This is a genomic window from Flavipsychrobacter stenotrophus (assembly GCF_002954265.1).
Classification (GTDB): Bacteria; Bacteroidota; Bacteroidia; order Chitinophagales; family Chitinophagaceae; genus Flavipsychrobacter; species Flavipsychrobacter stenotrophus.
This window is the reverse complement of sequence record NZ_PPSL01000002.1, coordinates 383,429-396,574: the sequence shown is the minus strand read 5'-3', so window position 1 is coordinate 396,574 and position 13,146 is coordinate 383,429. Positions and strand designations below refer to the sequence as shown.

Here is a 13,146-nt window from a genome sequence, read left to right as displayed (position 1 = left end):
AATTTTTACTTATAAAATGGCTGCAGAATTTTTAGGAGAGCATCTGATGCCCGGGAAACTGGGATATTTCTTTGTAATCACTTCTTTTGTAGCGGCGCTGTTCAGCACATTCAGTTACTTCAACGCGGTTAGGCAGGAACAAAAAGATCCGCTGGGCAATAATGCCTGGCTCAAAATGGCCCGCGGCGGGTTTATGCTGCATACTGCCGCCATCATATCCATCTTTGTTACCCTCTACTACATCATTACCAATCACCTTTTTGAATACCACTATGCCTGGTCGCATTCCTCATACGATCTGCCGGGTAAGTATCTTCTATCGTGTTTCTGGGAAGGGCAGGAGGGCAGCTTTATGCTCTGGATGTTCTGGCACAGCATACTGGGCCTGGTAGTGATGCGCACAGCCAAAACACTCGAAACCCGCACCATGACCATCATTGCCATGACGCAGGTAATACTGGGTACCATGCTGCTGGGCTTATATTTTGGTGACAGCATCAAAATAGGTAGCACACCATTCCAGTTACTGCGGTATGCCATGCAGGAAGCACCGATATTCAGCACACCTAACTACATGAGCTTTATCAAAGATGGTAATGGCCTCAACATATCCCTGCAGAATTACTGGATGGTCATCCATCCACCCATCCTGTTCCTGGGGTTTGCATTGTCGCTTATACCATTCGCGTTTTGTATTGCAGCATTGTGGAAGGGTGATTATAAAACATTCATAAAGCCTACTATTGCCTGGTCTTTGGTAGGTGGTGCGGTATTGGGTACAGGTATCATCATGGGTGGTGCATGGGCTTATGAGTCGCTCAACTTTGGTGGCTACTGGGCATGGGATCCTGTAGAGAACGCCTCCCTTGTGCCTTGGCTGGTGCTTATAGCCGGTCTGCATACCCTGGTTATTTTCAAGAGTACAGGCAGGGCACTCACCATGACACTGATATTCCTCATGTTGTCGCACTTGCTCATCTGGTACTCTACCTTCCTTACCCGCACTGGTATATTGGGTAAAACTTCCGTACACGCGTTTACAGGTGATGGCGAAGCCCTTACCTACCACCTGCTGTCAGTAATAGGGTTGCTGCTGGCTATAGCTATTGGTCTGCTGGCATGGCGCTGGAAGACCTTGCCACGCATCAAGAGCGAAGAAGCAACATTATCCCGCGAGTTCTGGATGTTCATAGGCTCTGCGGTACTGTGTATCTCAGCGGTAATGATCATTACTATTACTTCATTGCCTGTATGGGCGCCATTGGCCAAGAAAATAACCGGTAAAGATTTTGCACCATCTACCAACCTGGTGCGAGATTATAACAATCAGCAGGTGTGGATAGCCATTATTATTGGACTCCTTTCCGGCCTTACTTTGTTCATGAAGTATAAGAATACCGATGCCAAAACCCTGTGGAAGAGAATTGGTATTGTTACCGCTATATCAGCTGTTATGTCGTTGGCCATTGGTTACGGACAGAAAATAACTACACCTCAATACTCGGTAATGCTGTTTACTTCATGCTTCGCTATCGTTGCCAGTCTTACATATGGCATTGTTATACAGAAGTTGAAGTTCAAGAACCTCGGCCCTTCCGTTGCGCACTTTGGTTTCGGTGCTGTGTTGCTGGGTATCCTGCTTTCGTCTTACAACAAGCATGCTATATCACTCAATACGACCGGTGAAGCTTTTACATTCAATAAAAATACTGCCGAAGAAGAAGCTATTGAAAGCCGTGAAAACGAGCTGCTACCATTGGGAAGGGGCGTGGCCATGGGCGATTACTTCGCCACTTACATAGGCGATAGTAGTGTGCCGGGTAAGGATAGAAGAGTATACTACAAGGTGAAGTTCGAACGCCTCGATTCTGCCGCTAAGAAGGTGGAAGAAGAGTTCATGCTTTACCCTGATGCCTTTATCAATCCTAAGGGCAATGAGAGCGGCCTGAGTGCCAATCCGTCTACCAAGCACTATTGGAACAGGGATATATTTACCTACATCAGCATGGCAACAGATAAAGCCAAGTCTGACACCAGCACCTACAAGAGTAACTTTGTTAGTAAGCCCGGCGATACCGTTTATCTCGACAATGGCTTCATGATCTTCAACGGATTCTCCCGCGAGGTAAAAGACCCGCGCTATGTGGGCGGACCGGATGATATTGCAGTCTCAGCCAATCTTACCGTTCATGACATGTATGGTGGCGTACACCAGATGGCACCTATCTATGTAGTACACAACAGGGAGTCGGTATACCGTATAGAAGATACCGTACACTCTATGGATCTGTATGCAAGGCTGGAAAACATCATCGTAAAATCAGCCGACTCCGCATCCGCCGAGATCAAGGTAAAACAAACCAACCCGATGGATGATTACATAGTCCTCAAAGCACTGGTATTCCCATACATCAATGTACTGTGGTTAGGCGTTATCATAATGGTCATCGGCTTCTTCATCAGCCTCGGCCAAGCTCCTCACAATGGGCGGTTCAAAAGACAAACTGGTAGAACAGAAGGTCCCGGTAAAGTAACGAATTTCACCTCTGGTAGAGACGCATAATTGCGTCTCCACAGCAGTTGTTTTCGGACACCAGTGCATTAAGTACGTAGCAACGTAATTATGCGTCTCCACAGAAGTCGTTTTCAGTCACCAGATTATTAGCGTACGTAGAGACGCAAGATCTTGCGGCTCCACATAAGTTGTTTTTGTACAAAAACGTACTAGTTAATGAATAATGCTATTAATGTGCTATCACCAATTTCCTATTGATACGGTTGCCCTGATCGTCAGCTATAGTAACATTATAAAGCCCGGTGCTCAATTGGCTGATATCTACTTTCTCTTCTACATTTAATGCGCGTATAGACAAGGCCGTTTGCCCCAGCATATTCGTTACACTTATCGTGTACCCTCCGGTAATATTCGTTTTTACCGTCAATAACTCATTGGCCGGGTTAGGCACAAGCTGGACTTCTGTTATAGGAGCGTTTATGTCATTGATGCCGTTCAACCATTTAAATCCTCCGAAACAAACTACCCCGCCCTTGTAGTAATAGGTAATGTGCTGGTCTATATCTGTATTTGCATCTTTGTAGTTTATACTCCATAGTCCATACCCAATATAGAAAGTCGAATCACGCGACGCCATTAATGTATAATCAAACCCGTGATGACTTGCTGTAAAATTTATATAGCATGTCGGGCCCGAGCAAACCAATTCATTCACAGAAGCAACATACTGCCCCTTTATCGGGCAGTATGCCGAATCGGGCCCCATCTCAGGCATATAGTGGTAAGTATGCCGATTACCTTTTTCTTCGGGCATGAGACTTTCATTGAATAACAAAGTGGTATCATAACCAGAAGGAATAAGAGTTGAGTGGCTGGTAAAAACGGGAGTTGGAGGAGCTCCGTAATAGTAATACTCTTCGCTGGAATGATCCTGAATGGAATAGGTTGACGAATCTGGCGTATGATGCGCAGATACTACAGTATCTACATATTCATTGTGAAAGAGCATGTAAATATCGTTCTGGTCTTTCTCATAAAAGGTCTCGTATACATCTCCAACTGCATAATCGTACACATCTTTCAGAGTAGGGTTATGTAGGTGGATAAGCTTGAATACGGAATTAATGGTATCCGGTAAATCACCGTGATAGGGTGCCACCCAGGCATCACCAACACCTATTATTTTTCTTACCACCAGATCCAGATAATAATCCAGATCCATAATGTTAGATTGCAGGTTGGGTTGGTGATAAGGAAAAGTATAGAGGTCAAAAACCTGTGCAAAGCCATGATCTTTGCTCAAAATTATTTTGAAATTGTTTACCGGATCAGTCAGCCGGGGAATCCCTGCCGAGTCTGCATTTATAGTAATTGTTTTCACGGAGTCAAGGCTTCCCAAGAGGGTCATGGTGTCTACCGCAGTAATAGTAGCAGTATAATGGATGTCGGTAGTGTCATTAAAAAACGGCCATGAGTCACCTAGCGCACCTTGTGTGTTGATAAAAACTGTATCATGCCACAAATTATCAAACTGCCATACACCATTGGTCTGTTGCACCACATTTTTACCTAACCAACTGCCACCATCTGTGTCAGATACAGTTGCCAGGCTAGTTCCGTCCATATACTTCGCAAGCCTCGGCGTATGAAACGCATGATAAATAGTATCACTACCCACCACACTCACGGAGTCTATCCTTATACCCCGTAAATAACCATCACCATTAGTAAAGTAATTTTTTGGCCCGAACTGCAGGCATTGATAATTCTGGGCATTAGCTATGCCGGTAAATAATACGGAAAGAATAAGTAGCCATTTCTTCATAGTGACAATTTTATGTGATTGATAGTCAATATTAAACAATAATAAAGTACGCTGTATCTATTTAGACGTAATAAGTCTGCGATATGTTAGACCGCACAAAAAATAATTCCCGGTTAATCTTAGCTAACCGGGAATATGCGTTCAAATTCTGTTCGATATTACTTCATCACCACCTGCAGTGTCTTCCTCGTTTCCTGCTTCAGCAATATCTGCTTGTTGGCGGTGAGCTGTTCCACCACTTCAGGTGTATAATGGCGTATGGTCAGCAGGCTTACGTTCTCGTTTGATAATACCTTATAGTCCTTGTTTAGTTCTTCGGTCAGGTCCTTTATCTTATCTGCGCGGTTATCTATGCATGCTACAAAGCTGATGGCGGCATTCTGTATCAGGTTCACCTTTATCTTTTTGGCATGGAACAAGGCATACAGCCTGCTCAGATTATCTTCCGTTATAAAAGAGAAGTCGCGGGATGTTACCTGCAGCAATACCTGGTCGTGCTTCAGTACAATAAGTGGAGGGTAGTTGATGCCTGTTACTTCTGCTTGTATGGTAGTGCCGCTAAGCGATGGATCAAGGAAACACTTTACGTAGAGCGGTATGTTATTGTTCTGTAGTGGCTTTATGGTTTTGGGGTGTATGATCTGCGCGCCGTAGAACGCCATTTCTATCACCTCGTTATAAGAGAGTGCTTCTATCTTTACCGTGTTGGAAAACATCTTTGGATCAGCATTCAGGAACCCTTCTACGTCTTTCCATATGGTCACAGATTCCAGCTGTAGCATTGCCGCCAGCATTGCTGCTGTGTAGTCCGATCCTTCTCTGCCCAGTGTTACAGAATCTCCGTTGATAGTAGCGCCTATAAATCCCTGTGTGAGTATAGATCTGCCTGCCTTCATTTTACGGCCTATAACTGCTTGCACCTGTTGCTTGCTGTAATTCCAGTCTACGCCGGCATCTCTATAAGTGTCATCTGTGCGAATAACGGTACGCGCATCTACCCAGTCAAACGGGAGCCCCTTCTGTACAAGATAGAAATGCAGGAGTAGGGTAGAGCAGATCTCGCCCAGGCACACTACCTGGTCGTAAGAAAAATCATAACGGCTGCTGTCTGCTAGTTTGATCCCTCTTTTCAACTCATTGAAGTAGGTATGAAGTGCGTCTGCGGCTTTAATAAAATGGGTTTCATCCAGCAGCGCGCGGGCATAGTCCAGGTGTTCCAGTTCCAGCTGCTCCGCAAGATGTATAGCTTCATTCTTATTTCCTGCACATGCGGCGTTTACTATCTTTTCCAGTGCATTGGTAGATTTACCCAATGCAGATACAACAAGTAGTACAGGTTCATGTTCATTACTGATGATCGGAAGCAAGGCCTCCATTTTTTCGGGGGTAGCTATAGAAGCACCTCCAAACTTAAATACGCGCATACTGTAAAAATAATAAAAATAATGGCTGATTTGCTTAGTAACTAAATGGTGTTGATGCTCCAAAACCTTATAACCAAAGTGAGCAGGAAGTGTTGCTATTGTCAGGTTAGCAGCCATGAAGGTTAGTACCATACGGTAAGGTGCTAATTCCATGTCATGATGCCGAAGGTATCAGATGTTTATAGCAAAATGAGATGGAAATTGGGAAACGATGCCGAAGGTATCGGATGTCTGGTTAGGCACCCTTCGCTTACTTTAATGACAAAGCCCTAAAGGGGCGAAACAACTCTGGCATCACACCTCCGTATATGCAACCCTACAACGGACATATTGCGTGGCATGGTTTTCATCACACTGATTAAGTAACACGGTACTTAATCAATAAGATATTTTATGAAACGAAAATTAATGATACTCATAGCAATAATGGTAGTGAGCATGAACCTCACCTCTTGCCTTATCAGCACACCTCACAGAGGCGGTGGTACTTACTACCAAAGACACAGTGGACATCATGATAATGGTCATCACTACGGTCGCGGCCGCCATTGATATGGTGGATAGAACTAGAGATCCTACATTAAAACATAACGGCAGAGCGTTTCGCACGCTCTGCCGTTAATATATTGGTTAGAATTGCTAGTATTTTTTGTCTGCTTTCATCTTGTCTGCTACAGCCGAAAGAGTGTCATAAAACTCTTCTCCATACTTACGGATGAGTGCGTCTTTAAGGAACTTATAGACAGGCACTTTTAGCTTATTGCCCTGCTTGCATGCGGGTTTGCATAAAGACTGCCTTGGTTCATAATTCACCAGCTCATAGCCGGGGTTAGATACAATGCGTATTGGGAACAGGTGGCAAGAGATCGGCTTCCTGAAGTTGATATGTCCTTCTTTCCAGGCCTTCTCTATACCGCATTTCACAATGCCAAGCTCATCAGTATAGCCATATACACATATGCCGCCATTAACGGTTGGTGTCACTAACCCATGTTCAGGATCAGTAGTATGAGTACCCTGTCTTTCTATCTCATCAAGGTAGGCGGGCTCCAGGTGTGGTTTTATCTTGGGGTATAACTGGGCAATGATCATAGACTCTTCGTGCGTTATCGGCGCACCGCAATCACCGTCCACACAACACCCGCCCTTACACTTATTAAGGTCGCAAAGAAAGTTCTCTTCAACTATCTCATCGCTCAGCAGTACATGGTCTATTGCTATCATTAGTTTCTATGCTTAATTCTTTCCGCAATAACAGGTGCGGTATTCAATTTTTACTTTTAAGTTTTTACCTTTTATCACATATTCAGGTAATTCATCAGCAGGTTGTACTTGCCCATCACATCTTCCATATTCTTCTGGTCGCCAAATACTTCCTTTATTCGGTAGTCATGTCTTTCCAGGGAAGATACTACTGCCTCCAAAGCTGTTCTGTTGGTCTTTATGGTCACTTCCATCGTGCCTTCCGGTGTAGTGTATACCTGCGAGTTCATAATGGTCACATCCTCATTTTCGCAAATACGCGCTATTTCATAAAGGCTGTAATTGCGTGCTTCCATTTCCAGTACTATAATGCCTCCGGCTACTTCAATACTACTGCCATCAGCAATGTATTTCAGCATGGTTGCCCCTGTTATGGCGCCAATGTACTTCTGTTCAAAGGTTACAATGGGCAGTACATCAAGCTCCATCTGTGTCATCAGGCGTAAAGCCTCGTAAGGATGTGCCGAAGCAGGTATAGCCGGCTTGTAAGTAAGTAATAAGCCCGTGTCCTGTAGTGCTGTTTCAGGGTCGTCCATATCTATCAGGTCGTCCTCTTTTACCAGTGCCACAAACATTTCATCCACTACCACAGGCAATTCTGTCAACTTATTCTCTTCCATCAGCTCCATTGCCTTACTGCCGGTATCGGTGGGTAATAAGGTGGGTACTAAAGGTGAAATTAACCGCGTCATGCTCATATCCCTCGGGTTTCGTTTATAGTTAGTGTATCACAAATTGAAAGCCAGACTGCACTTCCAAACCCTTTGGTACAGTATTATGTCACTCGGCTGACAATGCAGGTTATTTGTGTTTGTTCAAAAACTCGGCAAGGATCTTATTAAACTCTTCAGGCACTTCCATCATCGGCGCATGCCCGCACTTGTCTATCCAGTGCAGTTCCGAATTAGGGATCAGTGTCTTGAACTCTTCGGCTACCATTGGTGGCGTTATCGTATCGTTCTTACCCCATATCAGGCACGTAGGCGTAGTTATCGTGTTCAGTTCATCACCCAGGTTGTGTTTGATGGCTGAGCGCGCTAATGATATGATCTTCAGCGCCTTCATTCGTGAGTTCACTATCTCAAATACCTCATCAACCAGTTCTTTGGTAGCTACTTTAGGGTCGTAAAACGTAAGTTCTGTTTTCTTGCGTATATATTCTCTGTCACCACGCTTAGGGTAGGTTTCGCCCATGCCGTTCTCAAACAGGCCCGAGCTGCCGGTAAGCGTGATGGTCTTTACTTTTTCAGGATGCTTTAACACATACACCAGACCCACATGGCCACCTAGTGAATTGCCCAGTAGGTGCACATCTTTAAGTTGCTGATGATCTATAAACTTAGTCACAAACCTCGATAGGCCGGCAACGCTGGTTTCCAGCAATGTCAGGTCAAAAAGAGGCAATAATGGTATAATTACCCTGTAAGATTGTTTAAAATGATCGACCAGGTCTTTGAAATTACTCAATGCGCCAAACAAGCCATGCAGAAGTACTAATGGCTCGCCGGTACCCTCTTCGAGGTAATTGAATTTTCCAGAATGTTTAATTTCGTATTCCATTCACTTAGTTGTGCTATTCTGCTAAAATAAGATAATAGGCCAAAAACGACAAAAGTAATTAAAAGAAAGTTGGGCTTGTACCGGAATACATGCACTTAACAATACTTTTATCTGCCCATTCATAACAATTACTCGTTTGATTTTCATTATTTGTATATCAACATTCGGCTCTATTGGTGTCATTACCCTAACGCAAGGGAGCAAGCTCTGAAAGAGCGACATAAATAGCGAGGGGTTTCAACCCCACGTACAGAAAATATCCAATACATAAGCCCTGTAAGGGCGACATGAAAATGTAAGCAGACAATATGACATTTGAGTCCTTGCGATGATGCCGAAGGTATCGGATGTCTATAGATTTGGCATTAACTCAGGAAAACGATGCCGAAGGTGTCGGATGTTTATAGACGCGGATTGGTTCAGACTCCTCAGTTCTTCCCTACAAAAAAGATAAATGGTGTACTCGCTGCTTCGTTGAGCGCGGCCCTCACCTTATTTTGTTTGCTGATCGCCTTATAGCGTTGCAGGTCTATGGCCTCAAGGTGGGCAATGTAGCTTTTGTTCATATTGCTGCGACGCAGGAAGGAAGCCAAAAATATGGCTGATGAAATATCGGCAGCAATGATGTTCTTAACGTAATGGATCCACGTGTTTTGTCTCTCCCACATATAATACAGTTTTTATCTTCTTCTCGGGCGCCTGTAAGCATTCATCAGGTCGCTGCCACAGCCGCACTTCTTACTGGCGCTTACACAACCTTCTGCTAGTTCTACCAACGCAAATCCTAAAAAAGTATAAATAATTATTCTCCCTATCTTCTTTTTCATACTAGTTTTGTAAAAATAGGGAAATTATTGAGCAATAATATAAGCAAGCGAATATTGGTGGCGCCACTCGACTGGGGGCTTGGGCATACCACGCGCTGCATTCCCATCATAAACCACCTCAAAGCGCTGGGTCACAAAGTTATAGTGGCTTGCAACCACTGGCAACGGTCATTTATTGAGAATATTTATGGCGATATAGAAACCGTTCATCTGGATGGCTATAATGTCACTTATTCCGCACACGACAAGCTGGGTAAGATAAGCCTGCTGGGTAGTGTTCCCTCAATCTGTGCCGCTATAAAAAGGGAAGAGCAATGGCTGCAGCGCCACATAAAACAACTCAATATAGACGGTATTATATCAGACAACAGGTATGGCCTGCATCACCAGAGCGTACCGTCCATCATTATCACGCATCAGTTGGAAGTGCAAACAGGAATGGGCAAGGGTTCCAACCGGTTGATACAGAAGCTGCATTATAAATTTCTGGCACAATTCGACGGGGTTTGGGTACCCGATGTGAAAGGCGATATCAATCTCGGCGGACAACTATCTCACCCTAAGCACCTGCCGCTAGATGCTCAGTATATTGGCCTGCTATCACAGTTTCAGGATGCCGGACCTAAAAGAAATTGGGATGGCTATCTGCTCATATTGCTTTCCGGCCCCGAACCGCAAAGATCTATCCTGGAAAAGATACTCTGGCAGCAGGCCAAAGCCTTTACCGGTAAAGTAGTTTTTGTGGCAGGAAAGGAGCAAAACGCACCTGCCGATATTCCCGGTCACATAACGTACCATGCCCGGCTGGGTGGCGCTGAACTGGCCCATGTTATACAGGGTGCTGCAGTGGTGGTCTGCCGCAGCGGCTACTCAACCATTATGGACCTTATGCTACTTGGCAAGAGTGGCATACTTATTCCCACTCCCGGACAAACCGAACAGGAGTATCTCGCTACCTACCTCTCCGAATCCCGCTTTTTCATGGCTGCAACGCAGAAAAACATAGACCTCCCCAAAATGGTGCCCGCTTTTGCGCACATGAACCGCCATTCAGCGCTTTTCAGCGACAAATACCAGCTTTATAAACCCATTTTAGAGGAATGGCTCAGCCGAATGGATTAGGGTTATTACGCCTCAGTTGCTCTAATACTTTATAAACTATTGATTAAAAACGGCGATAAAACATTCGAAATAAAAATCTTCAACATTTTTTTAGAAAATTACTAACGTTTCTTCTTCATTTGTCGTCTTAGTATATAGGAACAGTTAAAAAACGACATTCTGAAGTGTTAATTTAATTTTGGTAGTGTCGTTTTTTTTGACTTTTTTGCATCGTATTTAATCTTAAAATCTCTTCTATAGCGAACATACTTCTACTTTAACATTATTGCAAACAACAGTTGGCACCCCTATATGCCACGTTCTAAAAAGTAGATTTATGCAGTTATCCCAGTATTCTGACGCCCAGTTAGCCCATGCCTATACAGAAGGTAATGAAAGAGCCCTTGAAGTACTCATCACCCGTCACAAAGACAAAGTATATACTTCTATATACATGTTGGTGAAAGATAAGTACCTGGCCGAAGACATTTTTCAGGATACCTTCTTAAAGATCATTAAAACCATAAAAGGTGGCCGCTACTCCGAGCAGGGCAAATTTTTGCCATGGGCTATAAGAGTGGGTCATAACTTGTGTATGGATCATTTCCGCCGCTCCCGCCAGCAAGTGCCTATCTCCCTGCCCGACGGACAGGATATCTCCGTACTTTTTGGTGCCGGCGATATGGCTTCTGATGGTATTGAGACCCGCCAGGTACACGAAAGCGTACGCAAAATGGTGGAATTACTACCCGAGGAGCAGAGAGAAGTTATAGTAATGCGCATATATGCCGATCAGAGTTTCAAGCAGATATCAGAACTTACAGGTGTAAGTATCAATACTGCCTTGGGTAGAATGCGCTATGCACTTCTTAATTTGAGAAAAATGGTAACTGATAACCAAATGGTTTTACGTTAATAAATTTTTTCTTTATTTTGCAGGATGCCCAATCTCGCTAGATTTTATTTTAATGGAAAGTTAATAGAAAACGAAACGATAACCCTCGACGATGCAACGGCCAAACATATATGGCAGGTGTTGAGAATGGAAGCAGGTGATGAGCTGAGGATTACCGACGGTAAAGGAAATGTTGCGGTAGGAACCATCAGAAGTGCCGAAAGACACAGGTGCGATGTAGTACTGCAGCAGGTTACTCTTTCCGAACATAAGCAGCACAGCCTGCACCTTTGCGTGGCATTTACCAAAAACAACAGCCGCAACGAATGGCTGCTTGAAAAAGCTACTGAGTTGGGTGTTGCCTCCATTACACCTATCTCTGCCGCACGGTCTGAGAAAGTACATTTCAGGCAGGAACGTTGGGAGAAGTTGTTGACATCGGCATTGCTGCAATCGCAACAGGATTACATGCCCGAACTGTCTGACATGATGACCATTGCGGAGGTAGTAAAAAAGTTCGGCCACATCAAAGACAAGTACATTGCCCATTGCATTAGTGAGCAGCCAAGAACCCCGTTTGCAGAAATGTTAAAACCAAGTTCAGAAACTGTTATACTTATCGGCCCTGAAGGGGATTTCAGATTTGATGAAGTAAGTTTGTGTATGGACTATGGTTTTAAACCCGTGACGTTGGGCAACCAGCGCTTACGCACAGAAACCGCAGCCATAGCAGCTTGTGCGCATTTTAACATGATCAATGATGGGAAGGATTAAGAGATACTGCGTTTTATTTATTTGCTTGTTCATAAGCATGCAGGTGTCTGCACAGAATATAAAATTGGCACTTCTTGTCTACAATGGCGGCGGCGACTGGTATGCCAATCCTACTTCTTTAAAGAATCTTGCAGCCTATTGCAATGAGCAATTGCATACTACTTTCAGCCTGCAGGAAGCAAGGGTAGAAGTAGGTAGCAACGAGCTGTTCAACTATCCCTTTGTACACATGACAGGCCATGGCCGCTGGGCGCTTAGCGATGCCGAAGCTACCAACCTGCGTAAATACCTTGAAGCGGGTGGATTCCTGCATATAGATGACAACTACGGCCTTGATCCTTATGTTCGCCCGGCACTAAAGAAGGTATTCCCCGAACTGGAATTGGTAGAGCTGCCATTTACCTACGCTATCTATCACCAGAAGTTCAATTTCCCTAATGGACTCCCTAAGGTACACGAGCATGATAACAAGCCACCTAAGGGATATGGCCTTATTTACAAGGGGCGCCTGGTATGCTTTTACAGCTACGAGACCGACCTTGGCGACGGTTGGGAAGACTACGAGGTACACCACGACAGTCCCGAAAAACACATAGCCGCCCTGCAAATGGGTGCCAACCTCGTACAATACGTCTTCAGCAGTGCCGATAAAAAAGCAGATGTGCCTGTAGCACCATAGTAAAGACAAGGTGCTGGGCGTAGACTCTGTCGCAGTTTATCCCGATTATTTCGGGGTCCTGGCGGTTGCCAGTCTCCCGACTGGCTCATCGGGCCGGTTATCTTTGAGTACGTAGTAGCATTCCCACTGGACGAAGCGTCCCGCTTCGTCCCATTCATGGCAGCGTCCCTGCGCTGGACGAAGTCTTCCGACTTCGTCCTATCGGTAGGGAATCTCCCGATTCCCGAAAACAAAGGTTCGCAACTCGACGCTCACCGTCGTGAGAATTAGCCTAGCACGCTCA

At 44.7% G+C, this 13,146-nt stretch carries 13 protein-coding genes; 6 read left to right on the top strand and 7 right to left on the bottom strand.

Annotation, left to right across the window (positions count from 1 at the left end; genetic code table 11):
• Nucleotides 1-16 precede the first annotated feature (16 nt).
• Nucleotides 17-2,563, top strand: a complete 2,547-nt coding sequence (gene ccsA, locus CJD36_RS06765; RefSeq protein WP_105038377.1) for a cytochrome c biogenesis protein CcsA — start codon at nucleotides 17-19, stop codon at nucleotides 2,561-2,563.
• A 181-nt stretch (nucleotides 2,564-2,744) separates the two neighbouring features.
• On the opposite strand, the gene CJD36_RS06760 is transcribed toward ccsA, so the two are convergent.
• Together CJD36_RS06760 and CJD36_RS06755 are read right to left on the bottom strand one after the other, a co-directional pair.
• Nucleotides 2,745-4,340, bottom strand: coding sequence for a T9SS type A sorting domain-containing protein (locus CJD36_RS06760; RefSeq protein ID WP_105038376.1), 1,596 nt, complete (start codon nucleotides 4,338-4,340; stop codon nucleotides 2,745-2,747).
• A gap of 158 nt (nucleotides 4,341-4,498) precedes the next feature.
• Entirely contained in the window at nucleotides 4,499-5,896 is a 1,398-nt protein-coding gene (locus CJD36_RS06755) for an aspartate kinase (protein ID WP_161499235.1), read from the bottom strand.
• A 261-nt stretch (nucleotides 5,897-6,157) separates the two neighbouring features.
• Between CJD36_RS06755 and CJD36_RS23210 the strand changes: the two genes are divergently transcribed.
• Nucleotides 6,158-6,316 carry a hypothetical protein gene (locus tag CJD36_RS23210; RefSeq protein WP_161499234.1) on the top strand — a complete coding sequence of 53 codons (159 nt, stop codon included), beginning with the start codon at nucleotides 6,158-6,160 and terminating at the stop codon, nucleotides 6,314-6,316.
• An 87-nt stretch (nucleotides 6,317-6,403) separates the two neighbouring features.
• Here the strand turns inward: CJD36_RS23210 and CJD36_RS06750 are convergent, their stop codons facing one another.
• The 5 genes from CJD36_RS06750 to CJD36_RS23205 form a co-directional block, all read right to left on the bottom strand.
• The gene (locus CJD36_RS06750; protein ID WP_105038374.1) at nucleotides 6,404-6,988 is read right to left on the bottom strand and encodes a DUF3109 family protein; all 585 of its coding nucleotides are present in this window, start codon (nucleotides 6,986-6,988) and stop codon (nucleotides 6,404-6,406) included.
• Nucleotides 6,989-7,062: 74 nt separating this feature from the next.
• The gene (locus CJD36_RS06745) at nucleotides 7,063-7,719 is read right to left on the bottom strand and encodes a CBS domain-containing protein (RefSeq protein WP_161499233.1); all 657 of its coding nucleotides are present in this window, start codon (nucleotides 7,717-7,719) and stop codon (nucleotides 7,063-7,065) included.
• A 109-nt stretch (nucleotides 7,720-7,828) separates the two neighbouring features.
• The gene (locus CJD36_RS06740; protein ID WP_105038372.1) at nucleotides 7,829-8,587 is read right to left on the bottom strand and encodes an alpha/beta fold hydrolase; all 759 of its coding nucleotides are present in this window, start codon (nucleotides 8,585-8,587) and stop codon (nucleotides 7,829-7,831) included.
• A gap of 428 nt (nucleotides 8,588-9,015) precedes the next feature.
• Nucleotides 9,016-9,255 (bottom strand): hypothetical protein, encoded by a 240-nt coding sequence (locus tag CJD36_RS06735; RefSeq protein WP_105038371.1) that lies wholly within the window; start codon nucleotides 9,253-9,255, stop codon nucleotides 9,016-9,018.
• Nucleotides 9,256-9,267: 12 nt separating this feature from the next.
• Entirely contained in the window at nucleotides 9,268-9,414 is a 147-nt protein-coding gene (locus tag CJD36_RS23205) for a hypothetical protein (protein ID WP_161499232.1), read from the bottom strand.
• Nucleotides 9,415-9,441: 27 nt separating this feature from the next.
• Between CJD36_RS23205 and CJD36_RS06730 the strand changes: the two genes are divergently transcribed.
• From CJD36_RS06730 to CJD36_RS06715, 4 genes are all read left to right on the top strand, one after another.
• A complete protein-coding gene (locus tag CJD36_RS06730; RefSeq protein WP_105038370.1) occupies nucleotides 9,442-10,536 on the top strand; it encodes a glycosyltransferase in 1,095 nt (364 codons plus the stop codon).
• Nucleotides 10,537-10,852: 316 nt separating this feature from the next.
• Entirely contained in the window at nucleotides 10,853-11,431 is a 579-nt protein-coding gene (locus tag CJD36_RS06725; RefSeq protein WP_105038369.1) for a sigma-70 family RNA polymerase sigma factor, read from the top strand.
• Between the two features lie 24 nt (nucleotides 11,432-11,455).
• Complete coding sequence (locus tag CJD36_RS06720) at nucleotides 11,456-12,184, top strand: RsmE family RNA methyltransferase (protein WP_105038368.1); 729 nt, start codon at nucleotides 11,456-11,458, stop codon at nucleotides 12,182-12,184.
• Nucleotides 12,168-12,863, top strand: a complete 696-nt coding sequence (locus tag CJD36_RS06715; RefSeq protein ID WP_205685566.1) for a DUF4159 domain-containing protein — start codon at nucleotides 12,168-12,170, stop codon at nucleotides 12,861-12,863. Before CJD36_RS06720 ends, CJD36_RS06715 begins: the two co-directional genes overlap by 17 nt.
• The last annotated feature ends 283 nt before the right edge of the window (nucleotides 12,864-13,146 follow it).

Excerpts from the sequence above, each read along its gene's own strand:
- CJD36_RS06755 (WP_161499235.1), bottom strand. The coding sequence starts at position 5,896 with ATGGTACTAACCTTCATGGCTGCTAACCTGACAATAGCAACACTTCCT.
- CJD36_RS23205 (WP_161499232.1), bottom strand. The coding sequence starts at position 9,414 with ATGAAAAAGAAGATAGGGAGAATAATTATTTATACTTTTTTAGGATTT.
- CJD36_RS06740 (WP_105038372.1), bottom strand. The coding sequence starts at position 8,587 with ATGGAATACGAAATTAAACATTCTGGAAAATTCAATTACCTCGAAGAG.
- CJD36_RS06715 (WP_205685566.1), top strand. The coding sequence starts at position 12,168 with ATGATGGGAAGGATTAAGAGATACTGCGTTTTATTTATTTGCTTGTTC.
- CJD36_RS06735 (WP_105038371.1), bottom strand. The coding sequence starts at position 9,255 with ATGTGGGAGAGACAAAACACGTGGATCCATTACGTTAAGAACATCATT.
- CJD36_RS23210 (WP_161499234.1), top strand. The coding sequence starts at position 6,158 with ATGAAACGAAAATTAATGATACTCATAGCAATAATGGTAGTGAGCATG.
- CJD36_RS06760 (WP_105038376.1), bottom strand. The coding sequence starts at position 4,340 with ATGAAGAAATGGCTACTTATTCTTTCCGTATTATTTACCGGCATAGCT.
- CJD36_RS06720 (WP_105038368.1), top strand. The coding sequence starts at position 11,456 with ATGCCCAATCTCGCTAGATTTTATTTTAATGGAAAGTTAATAGAAAAC.
- CJD36_RS06750 (WP_105038374.1), bottom strand. The coding sequence starts at position 6,988 with ATGATAGCAATAGACCATGTACTGCTGAGCGATGAGATAGTTGAAGAG.
- CJD36_RS06725 (WP_105038369.1), top strand. The coding sequence starts at position 10,853 with ATGCAGTTATCCCAGTATTCTGACGCCCAGTTAGCCCATGCCTATACA.
- ccsA (WP_105038377.1), top strand. The coding sequence starts at position 17 with ATGGCTGCAGAATTTTTAGGAGAGCATCTGATGCCCGGGAAACTGGGA.
- CJD36_RS06745 (WP_161499233.1), bottom strand. The coding sequence starts at position 7,719 with ATGACGCGGTTAATTTCACCTTTAGTACCCACCTTATTACCCACCGAT.